Origin of the sequence: Corynebacterium neomassiliense, assembly GCF_900626215.1 — a bacterium.
Taxonomy (GTDB): Bacteria; Actinomycetota; Actinomycetes; order Mycobacteriales; family Mycobacteriaceae; genus Corynebacterium; species Corynebacterium neomassiliense.
Genome location: NZ_LR131106.1, coordinates 180,865 through 201,673, shown reverse-complemented (window position 1 = coordinate 201,673; position 20,809 = coordinate 180,865). Strand labels below are relative to the sequence as shown.

Sequence of the window (20,809 nt, the reverse complement as noted above, 5' to 3'; positions counted from 1 at the left end):
GGGGCAACCGGGCCCGGGTACAGCCGGGGCTCCCCGGTCAGCGCCTGCCGCGGAGACGGTCGGTCTCCCGCCGCTCCTTCTTCGTCGGACGTCCCGCCCCCCTGTCCCGACGGGGCTGGGAGTCCAGCAGTTCCTTCGACGGTGGCGGCGGGGAGTGGTCGATGTAGCACTGTCGTGCCACTGACGCCCCGACCCGTTTGCTGACCAGACCGGTGACCTCGTAGATGTACTCACGGTGGTTGTTCCACACCCGCACCCGGTCCCCGACCGCCACCGGCTGGGCGGGCTTCACCGTTTCGTCGTTGAGCTTGACGTGACCTGCACGGCAGGCTTCGGCGGCGGCCGATCTGGTACGGAACAGCCTGACCGACCAGACCCACGCGTCAATCCTGGTGGCGGAGCTCACCGGATCTCACCACTGGTCCTTCTGGTTGACTACCTCCCGGATCTTCCAGGCGTTCGCCACGAAGACCACCAGCGCCACCACTGCGACCAGATAGAAGAAGTTTGTCGTGACGACCCCCAGCACGACGCCTGCCACCGCCACCCCGCCGGAGATCTGCAGTGTCCGCGACCGTCGTCGGACCTCGGCTTTGCGCCGGGCCACCGTGTTGCCCTGGTAGTTGTCCATGCTCATGGCTCAAGGTTACCGTCAGGTGGAGGACACCTGCACGTCACACCACTGTTCACCGGCCCGGTGCACAGGGACCTCACCTCCTGTGAGGCCGGCGACGGTCCCGGTGGGATCATCACCCGCGTCGACGGCGAGGGTCAGCTCCACCGACGTGGACGAGTACGACGCAGTGACCTGGCAGCCCCGGTTGCGCAGGTCGGCTTCTAGGCGTCCTGCCGCAGCGTACGGAACTGTCAGGACCCACAGTGCCCGCGGCTCCCGCCGTACGACCCGCACCTTGTCCACCGCTTCCTTCACCACGTCCCGGTAGGCGCGGGCGAGTCCCCCGGTACCGAGTTTGACTCCGCCGAACCACCGGACGACGACGGCGACGACATCCTCCATACCCGAACCGCGGAGCACCTCCAGGATGGGCTGTCCGGCGGTGCCGGAAGGTTCACCGTCATCGCTGGAGCGCTCGACAGGGTTCGCCGAACCGACGTGGAGAATGAAGGCGCTGCAGTGGTGACGGGCGTCCGGGTGGTCGGCCCGGACCCGGGCGATGAAGGCCCGCGCCTCGTCCTCACCGGTGGCCCGGGACACTAGTGCCAGGAACCGGGACCGTTTCACCTCGGTCAGTGCCTGCCAGGGCTCCTCCGCCTCTGCCGGCCGCAGGAACGGGGCCGGCTGCCTGTTCTCCCCCACTCAGCCGAGAATCCCGGCCCAGGTGGACGCCTTCAGGTCACCCATCAGCGACGAGGTGCGGTTCACCCTCAGTTCCGGGGGGAGCATGTACTGCAGTTCCTCGTCACCGTCGGCGAGAGTGAGATAGACGTCGGAGTCTCCGCTGTTGCTGCTCAGGACGTCCCGGAGCCGGGAAATGTTCTCCGGGGTGCACTGGTCGATGCGCATACGCAGTCGCAGCGGTACCCCGGACCCCGCGCCGATGCTGAGCTCCGCCGGTTTCAGGTCGACACAGAACAGGCTCATCCTGTCGTCCCGGATGCTGACCTCGGCCTGGGCGAGGATGATGTTGTCCTCCGCGATCACCGGGGCGACCATGCTGTACACCCTGGAGAACACGAGCAGTTCGGCCTGGGCGGAATGCTGGTCCTCGATGGTCACGATCGCCCACGGGTTGCCCTTCTTGTCGACCCTGCGGTCGACCGAGGAGATGATTCCGCCGACCTTGACCATCTTCTTGTCCGGGAGTTCCCCGGAGATGACGGTGGTCAGAGGGGTGTCGATCTGGGCGTCGAGGGACGCCTCGAACCCGTCGAGAGGGTGGCCCGAGACGTACAGCCCCAGCATCTCCCGCTCCAGCGACAGCTCGTGCTTGCGGTCCCAGTGCTGGTCGGGGACATCCACCCGGAACGCGTCGCCGGTGTCCTCCTCCGACAGTCCGGCGAACAGGTCGAACTGCCCTCTGGCTGCTGCCTTCTTGGTGGAGCTGACGGCGTCCACGGCGTCCTCGTGGATGAGCTGCAGGCCTTTCCTGGGGTGGCCGAGAGAGTCGAAGGCCCCTGCCTTGATCAGGGAGTCGGTGACCCGTTTGTTACAGGCGGTGGCGTCGATCTTGTCGAGGTAGTCGGAGAAGTCGCGGAACTTCCCCTTCTCCTCCCGGGCACGGATGATCGACTCGACGACATCTTCGCCGACGTTGCGGACCGCACCCAGCCCGAATCGGATGTCCTCACCGACGGACTGGAAGGTGTAGGCGGATTCGTTGACGTCCGGACTCAGCACCTTCACTCCGAGGTGCCGGCAGTCTGCGAGGTAGATGGCGGACTTGTCCTTCTTGTCGGCCACAGAGGTCAGCAGGGCCGCCATGTACTCGGCGGTGTAGTGGGCCTTCAGGTAGGCGGTCCAGAAACTCACCAGACCGTAGCCGGCAGCGTGGGACTTGTTGAACGCGTACCCGGCGAACGGCAGGATCGTGTCCCACAGCGCCTTGACGGCATCGTCGGAGTAGCCGTTGGTCTTCATGCCCGCGGAGAACTTGTCGAACTCCTTGGCAAGCACCTCGGGCTTCTTCTTGCCCATGGCCTTACGGAACCCGTCTGCCTCGCCTGCGGTGTAGTTGGCCACCTTCTGCGAGATCCTCATGATCTGCTCCTGGTAGACGATCAGACCATAGGTCTCCTCCAGGATGTCCCTGATGGACTCCGCGAGTTCGGGGTGGATCGGCTCGATGGGTTTGCGGCCGTTCTTGCGGTCTGCGTAGTCCCAGTGCGCGCCGACCCCCATCGGGCCCGGACGGTACAGTGCCAGCGACGCCACAATGTCGTTGAAGCCCGTAGGTTTCATCCGCTTGAGCAGCTCCTGCATGCCGCCGGAGTCCAGCTGGAAGATCCCCAGGGTCTCCCCGCGTGCCAGGAGCTCGTAGGAGGCCGGGTCGTCGGTGGAGAGGTTCTCCAGGTCGACGTCCTCACCCCTGTTGCGCCGGATGTTCTCGATGCAGTCGGCGATGACGGTGAGGTTGCGCAGTCCCAGGAAGTCCATCTTCAGGAGCCCGATCGCCTCACAGGCGGGGTAGGGCCAGCCGGTGATGTAGGCACCGTCCTGGGGGCGTTTCCACATCGGGATGTGGTCCATCAGCGGGACGGACGCCATGATCACCGCACATGCGTGCACCCCGGCCTGCCGGACGACGCCCTCCAGGCCCAGGGCGTCGTCGTAGATCTCCTTGACCACCGGGTCGGTCTCGATGAGGGTCCTGATCTCCGCGGCCTCGGCGTAACGGGGGTGCTCCGGGTCCATGATCCCTGACAGGGGGATGTCCTTGGCCGCCTGCGCCGGCGGGAGGGCCTTGGTGATCCGGTCGGCGATCTGGAACCCGGGTTGACCGTGGTGGGCACGGGCGGCGTCCTTGATGGCCTGTTTGGTCTTCACCGTGCCGAAGGTGATCACCTGGGCGACCTTGTCCTCCCCCCAGTTCTCCGCCGCATAGCGGATCATCTCCCCGCGACGGTCGTCGGCGAAGTCGATGTCGATGTCGGGGGCGGAGGGGCGTTCCGGGTTGAGGAACCTCTCGAACATGAGCCCGTGCTCGATGGGGTCGATGTTGGTGATCGTCAGGGCGTAGGCCACCAGTGCCCCGGCGGCGGAGCCACGGCCCGGTCCCACGGAGATCCCGATGGAACGGGCATGCCTGATCAGGTCGGCGACGACGAGGAAGTAGGAGGGGTATCCCTTCATGTCGATGACGCCGATCTCATATTCCGCACGGTCCAGGTACTCCTGGGGGACCTCCCTGCCGGGGAAGCGCGCCTTGAGACCTTCAGCCACCTCATGCCGCAGCCAGGACACGGGGGTGTGGCCTTCGGGCACGTCGTATTTCGGCATCCGGTCGAGGGGGTGCTCCTCCCAGAGTTCCCCGTAGTCCTGTACCCGTTCGGCGATCCACAGGGTGTTGTCACAGCCGTCGGGGACGATCGGGTCCCAGTATTCGCGCAGCACTTCCGCGGGTTTAACGTAGTAGCCGTCGCCGGAGAAGGCGAACCGCTTGCCGCCTTCGTCGAGGGTGGGCTCGTCGAGGGTGGCACCGGTCTGCACGCAGAGCATCACTTCGTGGGGCTTGGCCTGTTTCTGGAGAACATAGTGGCAGTCGTTGGTGACCAGCGGAGGGAGCTCGAGACGGCGGCCGATCTCGAGCAGATCGTCACGGACCCTTTTCTCGATGTCGAGTCCGTGGTCCATGAGCTCGAGGAAGTAGTTGTCTTTGCCGTAGATGTCCTGCCACATCGCCGCGGCCTCCAGGGCCTTGTCGAACTGGCCCAGGCGGAGCCTGGTCTGCACGTCCCCGGAGGGGCAGCCGGTGGTGGCGATGATGCCTTCGGAATGTTCGGCGACAATTTCGGCGTCCATCCTCGGGTATTTCGACACCTGGCCTTCATAGGAGGCGAGGGAGGACAGGCGGAAGAGGTTGTGGAGTCCGGTGGCATTCTCCGCCATCATCGTCTGGTGCAGGTAGTAGCCGCCACCGGCGACGTCGTCACGTTTCTGCCCCGGCTCGCCCCAGCGGATCCGGTCTTTGAACAGCCGGGACTCGGGGGCCATGTAGGTCTCGATCCCGATGATCGGCTTGACCCCTGCCTTGGTCATCGCGTGGTAGAAGGCGTCCGATCCGAACATGTTGCCGTGGTCGGTCATTCCCACGGCCGGCATTCCCAGCCGGGTCACCTCCCGGGCGAGCAGGTCCACTTTCGCCATGCCGTCGAGCATGGAGTACTCGGTGTGGTTGTGCAGGTGGACGAAGGAGGACTTCTTCATGGCGGACAGTCTACCGTTGGCACAGGATCTCCCCGACACGCGACGCATGTCCTGCTATACGGTGCTCTATGTTGCCTTTTTCGCCATAAGTGTCCGTATCTGCTATACGCGCTATACTTCGCACATGGACACCGGACACCCCGCCCGCCAGCCGAACCCCTACCGTCCGGGTTTCAACCAGGCACCCCTGGTGTTCGCCGGCCGCACCGATGTACTGGACGCCGCCAACGAGGCACTCGAGGTCGCCGCCTTCGACGGGAGGACGCCACGCCCCCTGATCCTCGTCGGCCCACGGGGAGTGGGGAAGACGGTGACTCTCGGGGAGATCTCCCGTGCCGCGGCCGAACAGCATTCATGGCCGACCGTGCACGTCGAGGCCAAAAGGTCTGACCTGGTCGGGGAGCTGACCACCAGGCTCCGCGCGGCACGAGCCCTGTTCGACGGGACCACTCCCGGCTGCCCCGGAACGGGGAGGCGGACGCGACTGACCGGAGCCAGGATCCAGGCGTCGGTACTCGGGATCGGCGGAGGTGTCGAAGTGTCGCGGGGAGAGGACAGTTCACCGCAGTCGCTGGGCGACACACTCCGCTCGACGATGACAGCTGCCGCGGCCCGGGGCTCCGGGCTCCTCGTCACCCTCGATGAACTGCAGAACTCCACCCCTGCAGAGATGCATGAACTCGGTGGCGTCCTCCAGGAGACGGTGCCCGAGAACTGGCCGCTGGTCATCGCCGTCGCCGCTCTCCCCTCCCTGCGCGGGAAGCGCGGAAGTCAACTGCCGACCTACCTCGAACGGGCGGAATGGCACCCTCTGGAGTCCCTCCCGGTCCACGACGCCAGGGAAGCACTGACCGGACCCGCCGGGCAGTCCGGACGTCCGATGGATCCTGACGCCGCCGACCTCCTCCTCACCCGGACCGGTGGCTACCCCTACGCGATCCAGGTCGCCGGGCACTTCGCATGGCGTGCCTCCCACGGCAGTGACCGCATCACCGCCGGACACGCCGGGGACGCACTCCCCCGGATCACCGCCGACCTGGAACAGCTGTTCCTCGGCCGCTGGGAGGACGCCAGCGGCCGTGAACGCGAGTACCTCACCGCACTGGCAGCCGTGCAGTCCACCGTCAGGGAACCGAACGGAGGGCAGGTGGCACAGGCTATGGGCGAGGAGACCCGGAAAGTCTCCTACCTGCGCGACCGACTGATAAAGAAAGGGACGATCTACCGGAGCGGGGCGGGTGGCCTGCACTTCATCACGCCCGGCATGGGCACGTGGGTGAGACGTCACACGACCGGATGAGACGGCTTCGCCGTCATCCCGGCCACAGCGTCCCGGCAGGCCAGGGCATCCGCGTCGGTCGGGAAGACGACCGTGTACCTCTCCCCTGTCACCGTCGTGACCCGCACTGCCGCACTGCCCCCGAGGTTGAGCCGGACCCCCTCCGGCGACGTCGCCCTACCGATGACCGGCCAGTTGACCAGGCCGTGGTTCATGCCGTCATCGGGGGCGACGGTCACGGACCCGATGTGGTCCACCGGAAACCGGCGCCGGTAGAACGGGCCGGTGATCTCCACCGTCCCACCACCGACACGGACGCGGACAACGGCGAAGAACAACAACCCGATCAGGCACACCAGTACCACCGCAGCCACCAGGACCAGAGACCACTCACGTACCGCGAGAACCATCACCCACAACGGCAACATCACGACGAACGGGATGACACGCATGTCGCCCGGTACGTTGACCACGAACACCGCGGACTCCTCCCCGCCGTTCACCGTGCCGCTTCCCCCGCCTCTTCCCATTCTCTCAGGATACACGAGGAACCGCTGCCGGCAGCCGGCCCCGGAACACCCGGACGGCTCCGACCCTCAGACCAGGTCGAGTCCGATGTCCAGTGCCGCAGCGGAGTGGGTCAGACCCCCCACCGCGACCGAATCCACCCCGGTGGATGCAAAGGAACCGACCACATCCAGGGTCAGACCGCCGGAGGACTCCAGCAGCACCCCCGGTGCCTGTGCACCGCGCAACGCCACCGCCTCCGCGGTGTCCTCCACCGTGAAGTTGTCCAGCAGCACCTGCTGCGGGGGATTCTTCACCGCGAGCACCGCCCGCAGCTGCGCCAGGTCATCCACCTCCACCTCGCACCACAGTTCCGGGCGGGCGGCCCGCAGGGCACGGTAGGCGTCCACCACGCCGCCTCCGGCGGTCACATGGTTGTCCTTGACCATCGCCTGGTCCGACAGGTTGTAGCGGTGGGGAACTCCACCGCCGTGGACCACCGCACGCTTCTCCAGCAGTCTCAGCCCCGGAAGTGTCTTCCGGGAGTCCCGCACGGCGACGTGGTGTCCCTCCGGTGCCGCGGCGTCCACGGCCGCAACCCACGCCGCCGTCAGTGTCGCGACCCCGGACGCGTGGGTGAGCATGTTGAGCACCGTGCGTTCCAGCTGCAGTACCGCACGAACCGGTCCGGTGAGTTCACCGACCACGTCGCCCGGCGCGACAACGGTGCCGTTGGACACCGTCCCGGTCAGTGCCACTGTGCCTCCCAGCACGGCTGCGAACGCCGGTTCCGCGGCCTCGACCAGTACCGCGCGGGCTGCATCGACACCGGAGACCACTCCCCCTGCCCTGGCGACGAGGACGCCACGACCGGTGGCTCCCCGCGGAACGGTGGCCAGGGTCGTGGCGTCCCCGTCGGCGAGGTCCTCGGCCAGTGCGGCGCGGGCCAGTGCGGTGAACGACGAGGGTACGCAGTCCTGTCCCAACGGTGAGGTGTAGGGGAAACGCGGGTCACCTGGGAACATCTGCGGCAGTGCAGTCCTGGAAGCAGTCACGGCGGATCAAGTTACTCCCCGCCGCCGGGCGTCCCGACAGCGATCATGCGTTCCACGGCGTTCCGGGCCTTCTCCGCGACCTCCGGGGCCACGTCAACCTCGTCGGTGCCCAGGGCGAGACAGCGCAGCAGTGCCGCCGGTGTGATCATCTTCATGTACGGGCAGGAGGCACGCTCGTTGACGGGGGCGAAGTCAACGTCCGGGGCCACCCCCCTGAGCTGGTGCAGCATGCCCACCTCCGTCGCGACGAGAACCCGGCCCCTGCCTGAGCGTGACGCCTCCCGGGCCGAGGTGAGCATCTCACCGGTAGAGAGCATGTGGACCCGGGCCGGGTCGATGACTCCTTCTCCGGCGAGGTAGATCGCCGAGTTCGCGCAACCGCACTCCGGGTGGATGAACAGGTCGGCGTCCGGGTTCTCCTCGGCGCGCCGGGCGAGCTCCGGCCCGGAGATCCCTGCGTGGACGTGGCATTCGCCCGCCCAGACGTGGATGTTGTCCCGTCCTGTCCTGCGACGGACATGGGCGCCGAGGAACTGGTCGGGGCCGAAGAGGATCTCACGGTCCCCGGGCAGTCCGGCGACCACGTCGACGGCATTGGAGCTGGTGCAGCAGACGTCGGTGAGACCTTTGACCGCGGCCGAGGTGTTGATGTAGCTGACGACGAGGGCGTCGGGGTGTTCACTTTTCCATTCCGCCAGTTCGTCGGCGGTGAGGGAGTCTGCGAGTGAGCAGCCGGCCGCAGCGTCCGGGATGAGGACAGTCTTCGCGGGGGACAGGATCTTCGCCGTCTCGGCCATGAAGTGCACTCCGCAGAAGACGATGACGTCGGCGTCGGTTTCGGCGGCGATCCTGGACAGTGCCAGTGAGTCTCCGGTGTGGTCGGCGATGTCCTGGATCTCGGGAAGTTCGTAGTTGTGGGCGAGGATGACGGCGTTGCGGGCTTCTTTGAGGCGTCGGATCTCCGCGGCCCAGGTGTCGTCACCGGGCACCCCTTCCCAGCGGCCGACCGGTCCCTCGGGTCCCTGGTGTCCGGGTGCGCGGAATACCGTGGACAGGAGTGGGCTGTCCAGGGGGTCGAGGGAGCGCCCCGCCGGCTCGTCTACCGGCACGGTGGTCTTCGTCACAGTCATGTCGGACAATCATAACGGCGGTTGCCCGGCAGCACAGTGCCGGATGTGGAATTATCCGGACATGGGAGTTCCACGTCCGGCGGTCCGTACGGCCGTCGCCGGCCTTGAACCTCCGTTCAGTGTCCTTGACCTGGACGCCGCCCTCGCCAACGCCGCAGACCTCGTCGACCGCGCCAGCGGCACCCCGGTGAGGTTGGCCACCAAATCCGTCCGCATCCGGGAACTGATCTCCCGCCTGCTCCGGGTCGACGGCATACGCGGACTGCTGGCCTACGACCTGGGGGAAGCCCTCTGGCTGGCCGACGAAGGCGTGTGCGACGACATCCTCGTCGCCTACCCGTGCGTCTCGGCGTCACTGCTGCGACATCTGACCTCCGACACCCGCCACCTGGACACCGTGACCCTGACGGTCGACAGCACCACCCACCTCGACCTGATCGACGCCGTCAGCCCACCGGACACGCGCGCCGGACGGGTGCGCGTATGCCTCGACGTCGACGCCTCCCTGGTTCTCGGACCGGTGCACCTGGGCGCCCGCCGTTCGCCCGTGCACACGGTCGCGGACGCTGCCGCACTCGCCGCACAGATCTGCGACCGGCCCGGCGTGGACCTCGTCGGGATCATGGCCTACGAGGGTCAGATCGCCGGCACCACGGACACCTCCCCTGCGGTGGCCGCAGTTAAGGCCGTGTCCGTCCGGGAGCTGGCGGCCCGGCGCGCCGCAGTCGTCACCGCGGTCAGTGACGTCCTGGCCGCCCGGGGGCGACACCTCGAGTTCGTCAACGGCGGAGGCACCGGATCCGTCGAGACCACGGCGGCGGAAGCCGCGGTCACCGAGATCGGCGCCGGCTCGGGGATCATGGGACCGGGACTGTTCGACCACTACCGGAGGTTCCGGCCGACCGCGGCCGGGTGGTTCGTCCTTCCCGTGGTGCGCAGACCGGCACCGGACATCGTCACCGTCGCCGGTGGTGGACGGGTGGCCTCCGGCAGTCCCGGTGCCGACAGGCTTCCGGTGGTGGACTATCCCGCCGGACTGTCCTTCATGTCGACGGAAGGGGCCGGGGAGGTGCAGACTCCGCTGCGCGGGGAGGCTGCGCGGCGGCTCAGGCCGGGCGACCAGGTGTGGTTCCGGCACGCCAAGGCCGGCGAACAGGCGGAATGGACTGACGAGGTTGTCGTCGTGGCCCGCACCGCCGGTGCGGACGGTGTCGGCGGGACAGGTGTCGTCGGCCGGTGGCCGACCTACCGTGGAGAAGGGAAGGTGTTCGTGTGAACAGCTGGGTGAGGTCCCGGACCGCGCTCCGGGGACCGGTGCAGAGGTTGCGCGGAAGCTCATGGCGCAACTGGTCGGGGGTGCAGACCGCACAGCCTGTGGCTGTCGTGCAGCCCGCCACCGAGGAGGAGGTGATCGCCGTCATCAGGGACGCCGCAGACCGTGGCCTGCGGGTCAGGACCGTCGGTGCCGGCCACTCCTTCACAGGGGCGGCGGTGACAGACGGCGTCCTGGTCAACCTTGACCGCTTGTCCGGTGTGGTGAATGTCGACAAGGACGCCATGGAGGTCACCTTCCTCGCCGGCACCCGGCTGAGGGACATCCCGGCCCTGCTGCGCCCCCACGGACTGGCGTTGGCGAACCAGGGCGACGTCGACCCGCAGTCCCTGGTCGGGGCGGTGTCGACCTCGACCCACGGCACCGGACTAGGCTTCACCGGTCTGGCGGGCATGGTCCGGCACCTGCGTATCGTCACCGCCGACGCGACGGTGCACGACGCCGGCCCCGGTGACCCGTTGTTCCGGTTCGGGAGGGTCGCTGTCGGGGCTCTCGGCGTCCTCACCGAGGTGACCATGTCTGTCGTGGAGGGCTTCCTGCTGTCTGCCGTGGAACGGGCGGAGCCGCTGGACACGGTGGTCGCGGGTTTCGGACAGCTGGCCCGGCAGACGGACCATTTCGAGTACTACTGGTTCCCCGGGACCGACACCGCGCATGTCAAACTCAACACCCGTCACCCCCTGTCCGACAGGTCCGGTCTTCCCGGCCCGGTGCCCCGGTGGCGGTCGTTCATCGAGGACGAACTGGTCAACAATGTCGCCTTCGAGGCCATGTGCGAGGTGATGCACGCTGTTCCCGGGACAACCCCGGCGGTCAACCGGGTGTCCGCCGCGGCGCTTGCGCAACGCAGGTACGCCGACACCGCCGACCGTGTCTTCGTCTCCCCCCGACGGGTCCGGTTCAACGAGATGGAGTACGCGGTTCCCTTCCCCGATGCCGGGGAGGTGCTCGCCGAGGTCCGTAGGGTCATCGACTCCAGCGGGATACCGGTGGGCTTCCCCGTCGAGGTGAGGACCGCTGCCGCCGACGACGTTCCCCTGTCCACCGCGAGAGGACGACCCTCCTGCTATGTCGCCGTCCACCGGTACCACCGGGACGACTGGCGTGAGCTCTTCTCGGTGGTCGAACCGGTACTCGTGGCAGCCGGGGGTCGCCCGCACTGGGGAAAACTGCACAGTCTCGGCCATGACCGGCTCGCCGCCGTGCACCCGGACCTGGACGCCGTGGGAGCGTTACGCGCGACCGTGGACCCGGAGGGGATGTTCCGCAACCCCTACACCGACAGAATCTTCGGCACCGCCTGAGTGTCCGGTGTATCGGGGCGGCCCTGTCAGGCGTCGCCTGCAGGCGGGGCGGGGCGGGTGAGCCGCGGACGGCGGGATGAGTTCAGCAGTGTGTCGGCCGTGAACACGGTCACCGCCAGCCAGATCAGGGCGAATCCGAACCACCGTGCCGGAGCGATGTGTTCGTGGGCGACGAAGACCGCCCAGAGCATCTGGAGGACCGGGGTGATGTACTGCAGCATCCCCAGGGTCGTCAGGGAAAGCTCGTGGGCGGCACGGGCGAAACACAGCAGCGGCAGGGCCGTCACCACACCGGAGAGCACCAGCAGCAGCACGTGGCCGGTGCCGTGCCCTCCCTGCAGCATCGTGTTCGTCCCCTGGACCTGCAGCCACGCCAGGTACAGGACACCGACCGGGGCGAGCACCAGAGTCTCTGCGGTCAACGACCGTACCGGTGAGAGCGTCACCTTCTTCTTCATCAGACCGTAGAGCGCGAAGGTTACCGCCAGTGCCAGTGACACCACCGGCGGAGATCCCAGTGCCACCGTGAGCACCACGACGGCCGCCGCTGCCACGCCTACGCTGAGCCACTGCAGTGTCCGCAGTCTCTCCCTCAGGACGATGACGCCGAGGAGCACGCTGACCAGCGGGTTGATGAAGTACCCGAGTGCGGCGTCAGCGACGTGGCCGTTGTTCACCGCGTAGATGTACAGTCCCCAGTTCCCGGCGACGAGAACAGCCGCTGCGGCGATCCTGCACCACTGGGCTGCGCCGATGTCACGCAGCCACCCCAGTCCACCGCGTCCGCGTCCCGGGAACGGGACCATGAGCACCGCGAGGACGAACAGGAGGGTCCACACGAACCGGTGGGCGAGGATCTCCAGGGGTGCCGCCGGTTCGAGCAGCGGAAAGTAGGCGGGGAAGAACCCCCACATCAGGTAGCAGGCGACACCCCAGATCATGCGGCACCGCCCGTGCCGCCGGCACGCTCTGCACCGTCTGTGCCGACGGTGCCACCGTTGCGCCCGGTGTCCCCGTCGGTGTGCCCGTCGGTGTGCGCGGGGCGGACGCCGAAACGTCCGAACACGGCGTCGGCCGGCAGCGCTTCCACGGCGAGGACGCCACGGGCCGCAGCAAGGTCCTGCAGGACCGGCACCCGGGCGTGCACGAGCACACCTGTCACCCTCAGCGACGGATCCTCCACACCCACGCCCGCGGAGGTCGCGGCCCGGTCACGGACGGCGATGAAGACATCCTCGCGCCGGCGGCCCACCGCAGGTTCCGGTACCGGCCACTGCACTCCACCGACCAGCAGGGTGCTGACCCGCAGGTCCGCCACCCCGGCGAAAGGGCGGAACAACGTGGTCAGTCCGGCGACGTCGAGAGGTTCCTCCGGTGTGACGAGTGCCCACCTCACAGAATCGGCCGGACCTGCTTCACCGTCGGTCAGGGCCTCAGACGCCCGAACCGCATATGCCGGCAGACTCTCACCGGACTCCGGGCCGAGAGAATCCCCGTTGACCGCCGTGGGTCGGGACATCCGCTCCGAGTTCGACAGGGCGACCAGCGCGACACCCATCAGAATGACACAGGCGACGGACAACCACATGACCCACGCAGGTCGGCGGGTGTCCTGCCACTCGAGCCTGCGCCTGGTCCGTCGGTCCTCCGGAATCCTCTCGGGGGTGGGCAGCGCGGGCATCAGTTCGTCTCACGCAGCCGGTCCAGGGCCGCCTGCAGATCGGCCGGGTAGGGCGAATCGATGTCCATCCACCGTCCGTCGGGATGTGGGAAACCGAGGTGGACGGCATGGAGCCACTGTCGGGACAGTCCCAGCCGCCGGGAAAGGGCGGGATCGGACCCGTACATGGGGTCGCCGGCACAAGGATGGTGCAGTGCAGAGAAGTGCACCCGGATCTGGTGGGTCCGGCCGGTCTCCAGATGCACCCGGACCAGTGTCGCCTCACGGAACGCCTCGATGGTCTCGTAGTGGGTGACCGCCCGGCGGCCGTCCTCCCGGACGGTGAACTTCCACCCGTGGCCGGGATGCCTGGCGACAGGTGCGTCGATGGTGCCGTCGGTCGGGTCCGGATGCCCCTGGACGAGAGCGTGGTAGGTCTTGTCCACCGTGCGGTCACGGAAGGCACGCTTGAGTACCGTGTACGCACGTTCCGACGCCGCGACCACCATGACTCCTGAGGTACCGACATCCAGCCGGTGCACGATACCTTTCCTCTCCGGGGGGCCCGAGGTGGAGATCCGGAACCCGGCCGCGGCCAGTCCTGAGGTGACGGTCGGCCCCTCCCACCCGATGGTGGGGTGTGCCGCCACTCCGACCGGTTTGTCCACCACGATGACGTCATCGTCGGAGTAGAGGATCTCCATCCCCTCAACGGCGCGGGGAGGTTCCGCGGCAAGGTCCCGGGGAGGTTCCGGGAGAGTGACGTCGATCCAGGCTCCGTCGACCAGGCGGTCGGACTTGCCGACCGTGCGCCCGTCCTGGACGATGTCGCCGGCCTCCGCGAGTTCGGCGACGACGGTGCGGGACAGGCCGAGCAGTCGCGACAGGCCGGCGTCCACCCGCATTCCGGCGAGTCCTCCCGGTACCGGCAGCATCCTCGATTCGCGCCCGCTCACCGGACCTCCCCGTTTCTGTCACCGGCACTGTCACCTGCACTGTCACCGGCACTGTCACCTGCACTGTCACCGGCACTGTCACGGGACTGCCGCGGTTCGATGAACAGTGCGTAGAAGAGGTAGACGACCACGCCGACGGTGATCCCGGAATCCGCGATGTTGAAGATCGCGAAGTCACCCACCGAGATGAAGTCGACGACATGGCCGTGCAGTCCGCCCGGGTCTCGGAACACCCGGTCGATGAAGTTTCCGGCGGCACCACCTCCGATCAGCCCCACGGCGGTGAAGGCCCAGGGACTGGTGGTGCGGAAAGCCAGGTAGATGCACAGGAGGGCCGCCGCCAGCTGGATCACCGCGAAGAAGGGTGTGGCCTCCTCCCCCATGGAGAAGGCGGCTCCCGGGTTCCGGATGAGGTAGAGGCGTGCGACGTCACCGATCACCGGGTACGGCGTCGCCGGTCGGAGATTCTCCACTACCAGCCACTTGGTCAGCTGGTCCAGGCCCACCACCGCCGCGAGCACGACCAGGGCCCACGGAACTGCCCGCTTTCCGACGGCAGTGCGGCTGTCGCCCGAGGGGCGGGAAGTTGTCGGGGAGGCGTGGTCCGGAGTCACGGAGGTCCATCCTAGCGGGTGCACCGGGGCGGGTTGGTAACCTGGCAGTCGTGCACAGACGACGTACCCTTCCCCCGGCAGTGGCCGTTCTCCTCACCACCGTGACTCTGGCAGCGGCCCTGGGTCTGGGAGGGTGCTCCTCGTCAGGTTCCACGGAGGGCCGGACCATGTCGGACCCGGTCGAGACCACGGTCGACGGCGTCGCCGTGAAGCTCCTCGAGGTCGGTGCCGCCCCGACTGCCCCTCTGGCGTGGTTCAGTGATGAGGGGACCCAGTCCGGGAAGTTCCGGGTGACGACAGGGCTGGGCCAGCACACCGAGGGAGGGGACGCCGAAGGTACCGCCGAGGGGGAACTCCCCTACTCGGAGGTCACCATGGAGATTCCCCTGAGCGCGACAGTCTCCACGGACGGAGAGGATCTCGAGTCCACGGTCACGGCGGGGACGCCGACCGGGGACAAAGAGGCCCGGAACTCCGACATCGCCACTGCGGAGGGTTTCCGCATGGTCCAGAAGTACAGCGACGACGGGAAGGTCGCCACGCGCAGCTTCTCATCCCCCGAATCTGCGACGGATTCGGCCCGCGCCAGCGTGGAGCAGGGTTTCGGACTGATGACCGACCTTCCTCTCGTGTTCCCGGCTGAACCGGTCGGGGCGGGTGCCCGGTGGACCGTCACCGGTCAGATCGACGACGTCGCCGCCGGTGCGTCCATGAAGCAGGTGGTGACCTACACACTCACGTCGCGCAGTGATTCGGTGATCAGCCTGGGTGTGGACATTTCGCGCACACCGGCGGTGAGGCAGATGGCCGGGACGGAGCTCCAGGTGATGGACTCGACCAGCGAGTCCGGCGGTTCCCTCACCCTGGATCTGCGGCGTCCCGTTCCGGTGGGGGGTTCGGTGAGGACTCGGACGGTGGTGACCTACGGTCAGCCGGGTTCCCCGGTCAGCGTGGTGCAGGAATCGAAGACCACCCTGACCTGGAGCGGTGAGGACGCCGCCGGGCAGTGAGCCCGGCGTCCACCCTGGCCGGGGCAGGCCCGGGTCGGGCCTCCTGCCTGTTGTTGTCAGGCGGCGGGGGCCGGTTCAGCTGCCGGGGCACCCTCGGGAGCCGGAGCCGGGGCCGGAGCACCCTCACCCTCGGGAGCCGAAGCCGGAGCACCCTCACCCTCAGGAGCCGGAGCCGGGGCCGGAGCACCCTCAGGAGCCGGAGCCGGGGCGCTCTCCGCCGGCAGTTCACCTGCCGGATCCGCCGAACACAGGGGCGGGACCTGGTCAGGCGCCACATTCTGAATCAGGGTGCACGCCCATTCGCGGGTCAGCTTCCATACCCCGTTCTCCTTGACGAACTCCACTCCGGTGACCGGCATGGGGTCACTGTTCGGAATGTTGAAGTTCACGGTGGCGTTGACGGTGTCCGGAAGGATACCGGGAAGGACGGGATCGACTACCTCCACAGTGGCCCCTGTCTCCTCCTTGGAGCGGGTCATCACGTCGAAGAGTTCTGTCGCCTGGTCACCCCCCTGGACTGTGTCCACCTTCTGGTCGGAGGGAACTGCCGGGTCAACTGCCCGGTTGATGACGCCGTTCAGCTCAGCGACTGTCGGCAGTGCCGTGGCCTGGGTGGCGGACGTCTCCGCCGCCGTGGTGGTCTGGTCTCCGTCGCTGTCGTCGTCGGACGAGCAGGCGGCCAGGGACAGCCCCACGCTGACGGCCGCGACGGCCGCGAGACAACGGAAGGACCGGGATCCGGCTGAGACCTTCATGGTGTTCTTCACTGCGTTGCTGCTCCTTTGCAGTCTGTGGATGTGTCCGGCCTGTGGTGGCGCGGTACAACGCTGCCCCCGAGTCTACCTACCCGACGTTCCCTGCATCACACCAGTAATCTCATACCCCATGAGTATCTCCACTCCGGTCAGTCTCATCGCCACCGGCGGAACCATCGCATGCACGACCGACGCGGCCGGAGCACTGGTGCCCACGCTCTCCGCGGAGGAGCTCTGCGCCTCAGCCGGTCTCATTCCCGGGAACCTCCCCGGAGAGGTCACCGTCCGGGACACGCTCCACACTGATTCCTCGGAGATGGGCCTCAGCGATCTGGACCGTCTCCTCGTAGCCGTCGCCGCCGCGGTCAGACAAGGTCCGGTGGTCGTCACCCACGGCACGGACTCCATGGAGGAGACTGCCATGGCCGTCGACCGCCTCATCGGAGGTCCCGTCGTCCTGACAGGTGCGCAGCGCCCCGCCGATGACCGGTCCCCCGACGGTCCCGGCAATCTCCGGGAGGCGGTGTCCGCAGCCGCCACCGTCACCCGACCGGTGATCGTCATGGGCGGTGACGTCGTTCCCGCCTACGGTGCGCGCAAGGTCCACACCACCGCCGTCCGCGCATTCGCCGGCCCGGAGTCCGGGGCCGTGACCGCCCTGCGCCCGGCGTGCCTGAGCCGGGAAGGTGCGGCACCCGCACCGCTGGAGGGGCTGAGGGTGGACATCGTCACCGCCTACCAGGGGGCAGACAGCACCCTGGTGGACGCCGCGCTCTCGGCGGGGGCCGACGGTCTAGTGATCGCCGCCTTCGGCTCGGGCAATGCCGGAGGTCTGGCACCCGGGATTCACCGGGCAAGACAGTCCGGTATTCCGGTGGTCATGTGCACCAGGGTGCCTTCAGGTCCGGTGAGCCCCGTCTACGGTGGTCCGGGGGGTGGAGCGACCCTCGCCTCCCTCGGTGTCAGGTCCGGGGGAACCCTCAGCCCGGCCCAGGCCCGGACGGAACTTCTGTGTCAGCTGGCGGTGTCCCGTCAGGCCGACCGGTGAGGGTCTGACCGTCGGGTGGCCCGTCAGGTGACGTATCAGGCTGCCAGGCAAGGGAGTCCAGGGGGTCAGCCGGGCTGAGGTCAGGGTCGTCGACGTCGAAGGTGCGCGTCCTGCCGGGGCCGGTGGCCCGGGTCTCGAATCTCACACTGACCACCCCCGCCCCAGTGCCCTGCACCCACCCGTGCCCCAGTTCACGGTGGTGGACATCCTGTGTGGGCAGCCAGGGGCCGTGGCCCCGCGCGGTTGCTGTCTCTCCCTGGGCCGCAACTTCCCCGGCGTCCTCGGTTCCGGGGTCTTCTGCCCCGCCGTCCGCAGTGTCGCCGACCAGGTCGGACTCCACCCCGTCACCGGCACCGTCACCCGCAATGTCACCCGCAATGTCACCGTCACCGTCTCCAGCCATGTCGGCGCCCGGGCCCTCGACCCGGCCGTGGCCGCCCACCGGATCCGCACCGGGTTCCGGGAAGAGTGCGACCTGACGTTCCGCCGTCAGTCCCGACAGGCTGACCCCGACCAGGCGGACTGCACCGGAGCGCTCAGGGTGCGGCATCACCGACCGCGAGGCCGCGATGATCTCGTCAAGGTCGTCGGTGGGCACCGCAAGGGTCACAGACCTGGTGTGTGACCGGAAATCAGAGGTCCGCGTCTTCACCGTCACCGTCCTCGCGGCGCGCCCGTCCCGGCGGAGCCGGGTGTGTGCGGCAGTCGCGGTGGCCACGAGGACCGGATCGACCTCCGCCGTCGTCACGGCGTCCACCTGCAGGGTCCTCTCCGCGGAAACCTGCTTGGCCCGGGAGCGTGGGGCGACGGGACGCGGGTCGTCACCTCTGGCATAGTGCTGCAGCTGGACTCCGACCGAGCCGAGGAGACTCTTCAGGTCGAACTCGTCCATCTGTGTGAACTGCCCGATGGTGGTCACACCCGCCGATGCCAGCCGTGACACCGCGACCGGCCCGATCCCCCCGATCTCACCGACAGGACGCGGTCCGAAGATCCGGTCGAGGTCTTCGGCCCCCACCACCGCGACACCGTGGGGTTTGTTGAGGTCGGACGCCATCTTCGCGTGCAGCTTGCCGACCGACACCCCGACAGAGCACACCAGACCGGTCTCCTCCATCACGGCGTCCTGGATCCGCAACGCCCACTGTCCGGCCTCCTCCGCGGTCGCGCCGACCAGTTCCACCGGCTCCGCGAACCCCTCGTCCATACTGAGCTTCTCGATGAACCCGGCCTCCCTCTCCAGGACGCCGAAGATACGCTCCGAGGCTGCGCTGTACACCTCAAAACGGGGACGGACGACGACCGCCCGCCCCCGGCACAACCGGACGGCCCTGACCATCGGCATCGCCGACCTGGCCCCGTAGACCCGGGCCTCGTAGGACGCCCCGGCTACCACTCCCCTGCCGGACATTCCCCCGACGAGGACGGGACGGCCACGCAGGGTCGGCCTGGTGAGCTGTTCGACAGAGGCGAAGAAAGCGTCCATGTCGACATGAACCACCCACCGGCGTCCGGAACCTGTCGCCGTCTCTTCCACGGTCCCTCATCATAGGGTGCCGGGGAACCGTCCGGGAGCCGGGGCAGCCGGGCCCACCCGGCCCGGCCCNTTGTTTTTTTTTTTTTCAGTGGCCCGGCCCCCCCTGCGCTCTCCCCTACCCTCTCCGTCGGCGGCGTCAGATGTGTATAAGAGCCGGGTGCGGGCCGGGCCCACCCGGCCCGGCCCGCACCACCCGGCCGATCTCAGCGCTCGGTCACGTCGACCCGCAGGTTCTCTCTGCCGGTGTCCGCGGTGACCGCGTGCTCGGCCCTGCGCCGTTCAGTGGCAGGCTTGACCAGGTACCAGCCGGCGGCGATCAGCGCGAGCACCGGAATCGCGACCATGACCGTCCAGAAGCCGAGGGCGTCACCGTAGGCCATGAGCACCACGACAGAGGCGAGGAACACCAGGGTCAGCCAGTTCGACCACGGTGCCAGAGGCATCCGGAATCCCGGGCGCTGCAGCTCTCCCCGGTCGGCCTTCGCCTTCAGCTTCATCTGGCAGACCACGAGGAAGCCCCAGACCAGGACGATGGTGATGGCGACGAGGTTCATCGCGATATCGAAGGCCCTCCCGGGGCTCACGTAGTTGATCACCACGCCGACGACGATGATGGCACTGGTCAGCAGGATCCCTCCGAAGGGAACACCCCGGGAGTTGAGGACGCCGAGACGCAGCGGAGCGGAGCCTGCCAGGGACATGGTGCGGACGATCCTGCCGGTGGAGTAGAGGCCGGCGTTCAGGGAGGACAGTGCGGCGGTGATGACCACGAGATTCATGATGTCACCCATGTGGTCCACCCCCACCGCGGAGAAGAACGTCACGAAGGGGCTCTCGTCTGCCGAGTAGGCGGTGTACGGGAGAAGCAGGCTGAGCAGGAGCACCGAACCGCAGTAGAAGACGATGATGCGCCACACGACGTTGTTCACCGCGCGCGGCATTTCCTTTCGGGCGTTCTCTGTCTCGCCCGCGGCGGTGGCCACCATCTCGATGCCGAAGTAGGCGAAGATGACGCCGGAGGTCACCAGGGCCAGCTGCATGGTCCCCTCGGGGAACAGTCCGCCGTGGTCGACGATGTTCGAGATTCCCGGCGACTGACCACCGACCTCGTGGCCTGTGACGATGAAGACGATGCCGACGACGAGGAAGGCGCAGATCGCCACGATCTTGATGAGACAGAACCAGAACTCCATCTCACCGAAGACTTTCACCGAGATGGTGTTGAGCGCCAGCACCACGATGAGTGAGACCAGTGCGAGCACCCACTGGGGGACTGACTCGAACAGTCCCCAGAACTTCAGGTACATCGCGATGGCGGTGGTGTCTGCAATTCCGGTGAGCGCCCAGCACAGGAAGTAGACCCATCCGATGAAGTAGGCCGGGCCTTCGCCGAGGAACTCCCTGGAGTAGGACACGACGGCCCCGGAACTGGGGCGGTGCATGACAAGTTCCCCGACTGCGCGGAGGACCAGGAAGCCGAAGAAACCGCATACGAGGTAGGCGAGGACCAGGGAGGGACCGGTGGTGTGGAGCCTTCCGCCGGCACCGAGGAAGAGTCCGGTGCCGATCGCTGACCCGATCGCCATCATCTGGATGTGGCGGGTCCTCAGCCCTTTCCGGTAGCCGTTCTGGTCGGCGGTGAGGAAACTGTCGGTGGACGGGGAGGACACGTCCGACGGTGGCGTCGGGGATCCTGACGCGTGGGGGAGGTCGGGTGAGGGCATGTCATTCTCCTG

The 20,809-nt window shown here is 67.7% G+C and carries 19 protein-coding genes; 5 read left to right on the top strand and 14 right to left on the bottom strand.

Going from position 1 to position 20,809, the window contains the following annotated elements; translation table 11 throughout:
- Nucleotides 1–37: 37 nt before the first annotated feature.
- From E0E18_RS00920 to dnaE, 4 genes are read right to left on the bottom strand one after another with little or no spacing between them, the layout of a single operon-like run.
- Complete coding sequence (locus E0E18_RS00920; RefSeq protein WP_066588917.1) at nt 38–406, bottom strand: RNA-binding S4 domain-containing protein; 369 nt, start codon at nt 404–406, stop codon at nt 38–40.
- Between the two features lie 6 nt (nt 407–412).
- A complete protein-coding gene (locus tag E0E18_RS00915) occupies nt 413–637 on the bottom strand; it encodes a hypothetical protein (RefSeq protein ID WP_066588919.1) in 225 nt (74 codons plus the stop codon).
- 15 nt (nt 638–652) lie between these two features.
- Entirely contained in the window at nt 653–1,318 is a 666-nt protein-coding gene (locus E0E18_RS00910; protein ID WP_066588922.1) for an IMPACT family protein, read from the bottom strand.
- A complete protein-coding gene (dnaE, locus tag E0E18_RS00905; RefSeq protein WP_110481523.1) occupies nt 1,319–4,885 on the bottom strand; it encodes a DNA polymerase III subunit alpha in 3,567 nt (1,188 codons plus the stop codon).
- A 124-nt stretch (nt 4,886–5,009) separates the two neighbouring features.
- Here dnaE and E0E18_RS00900 point away from each other — a divergent pair, with 124 nt between their 5' ends.
- Nucleotides 5,010–6,185, top strand: coding sequence for an ATP-binding protein (locus tag E0E18_RS00900; protein WP_161972224.1), 1,176 nt, complete (start codon nt 5,010–5,012; stop codon nt 6,183–6,185).
- Here the strand turns inward: E0E18_RS00900 and E0E18_RS00895 are convergent.
- The 3 genes from E0E18_RS00895 to nadA form a co-directional block, all read right to left on the bottom strand.
- The gene (locus E0E18_RS00895) at nt 6,170–6,694 is read right to left on the bottom strand and encodes a hypothetical protein (protein WP_130839095.1); all 525 of its coding nucleotides are present in this window, start codon (nt 6,692–6,694) and stop codon (nt 6,170–6,172) included. The genes E0E18_RS00900 and E0E18_RS00895 overlap by 16 nt on opposite strands.
- A 66-nt stretch (nt 6,695–6,760) precedes the next feature.
- On the bottom strand, nt 6,761–7,696 hold the full coding sequence (gene nadC, locus E0E18_RS00890) for a carboxylating nicotinate-nucleotide diphosphorylase (RefSeq protein WP_066588935.1): 936 nt from the start codon (nt 7,694–7,696) through the stop codon (nt 6,761–6,763).
- Between the two features lie 41 nt (nt 7,697–7,737).
- Entirely contained in the window at nt 7,738–8,856 is a 1,119-nt protein-coding gene (gene nadA / locus E0E18_RS00885) for a quinolinate synthase NadA (protein WP_187119935.1), read from the bottom strand.
- Nucleotides 8,857–8,917: 61 nt separating this feature from the next.
- Here nadA and E0E18_RS00880 point away from each other — a divergent pair, with 61 nt between their 5' ends.
- On the top strand, nt 8,918–10,132 hold the full coding sequence (locus E0E18_RS00880; protein WP_130839094.1) for an alanine racemase: 1,215 nt from the start codon (nt 8,918–8,920) through the stop codon (nt 10,130–10,132).
- A gap of 8 nt (nt 10,133–10,140) precedes the next feature.
- Nucleotides 10,141–11,493, top strand: coding sequence for a D-arabinono-1,4-lactone oxidase (locus E0E18_RS00875; protein ID WP_419866056.1), 1,353 nt, complete (start codon nt 10,141–10,143; stop codon nt 11,491–11,493).
- A gap of 26 nt (nt 11,494–11,519) precedes the next feature.
- Here the strand turns inward: E0E18_RS00875 and rarD are convergent, their stop codons facing one another.
- From rarD to lspA, 4 genes are read right to left on the bottom strand one after another with little or no spacing between them, the layout of a single operon-like run.
- Nucleotides 11,520–12,434, bottom strand: coding sequence for an EamA family transporter RarD (gene rarD / locus E0E18_RS00870; protein ID WP_130839093.1), 915 nt, complete (start codon nt 12,432–12,434; stop codon nt 11,520–11,522).
- Complete coding sequence (locus E0E18_RS00865) at nt 12,431–13,174, bottom strand: hypothetical protein (protein WP_202616670.1); 744 nt, start codon at nt 13,172–13,174, stop codon at nt 12,431–12,433. The genes rarD and E0E18_RS00865 overlap by 4 nt, the downstream gene beginning before the upstream one ends.
- Nucleotides 13,174–14,109, bottom strand: coding sequence for an RluA family pseudouridine synthase (locus E0E18_RS00860; RefSeq protein ID WP_130839092.1), 936 nt, complete (start codon nt 14,107–14,109; stop codon nt 13,174–13,176). Before E0E18_RS00860 ends, E0E18_RS00865 begins: the two co-directional genes overlap by 1 nt.
- Complete coding sequence (lspA, locus tag E0E18_RS00855) at nt 14,106–14,723, bottom strand: signal peptidase II (RefSeq protein WP_272914239.1); 618 nt, start codon at nt 14,721–14,723, stop codon at nt 14,106–14,108. The genes E0E18_RS00860 and lspA overlap by 4 nt, the downstream gene beginning before the upstream one ends.
- Before the next feature lie 50 nt (nt 14,724–14,773).
- Between lspA and E0E18_RS00850 the strand changes: the two genes are divergently transcribed.
- Complete coding sequence (locus E0E18_RS00850; protein WP_237559572.1) at nt 14,774–15,733, top strand: hypothetical protein; 960 nt, start codon at nt 14,774–14,776, stop codon at nt 15,731–15,733.
- Between the two features lie 56 nt (nt 15,734–15,789).
- On the opposite strand, the gene E0E18_RS00845 is transcribed toward E0E18_RS00850, so the two are convergent.
- Nucleotides 15,790–16,488, bottom strand: a complete 699-nt coding sequence (locus tag E0E18_RS00845; protein WP_130841090.1) for a WKL family lipoprotein — start codon at nt 16,486–16,488, stop codon at nt 15,790–15,792.
- Nucleotides 16,489–16,618: 130 nt separating this feature from the next.
- Here E0E18_RS00845 and E0E18_RS00840 point away from each other — a divergent pair, with 130 nt between their 5' ends.
- Nucleotides 16,619–17,536 (top strand): asparaginase, encoded by a 918-nt coding sequence (locus tag E0E18_RS00840; protein ID WP_130839090.1) that lies wholly within the window; start codon nt 16,619–16,621, stop codon nt 17,534–17,536.
- On the opposite strand, the gene E0E18_RS00835 is transcribed toward E0E18_RS00840, so the two are convergent.
- Nucleotides 17,469–19,073, bottom strand: coding sequence for a DNA polymerase IV (locus E0E18_RS00835; protein WP_337189521.1), 1,605 nt, complete (start codon nt 19,071–19,073; stop codon nt 17,469–17,471). The two genes, E0E18_RS00840 and E0E18_RS00835, sit on opposite strands and share 68 nt — an antisense overlap.
- Before the next feature lie 203 nt (nt 19,074–19,276).
- The gene (locus tag E0E18_RS00830; protein ID WP_130839089.1) at nt 19,277–20,797 is read right to left on the bottom strand and encodes an amino acid permease; all 1,521 of its coding nucleotides are present in this window, start codon (nt 20,795–20,797) and stop codon (nt 19,277–19,279) included.
- Between the last annotated feature and the right edge of the window lie 12 nt (nt 20,798–20,809).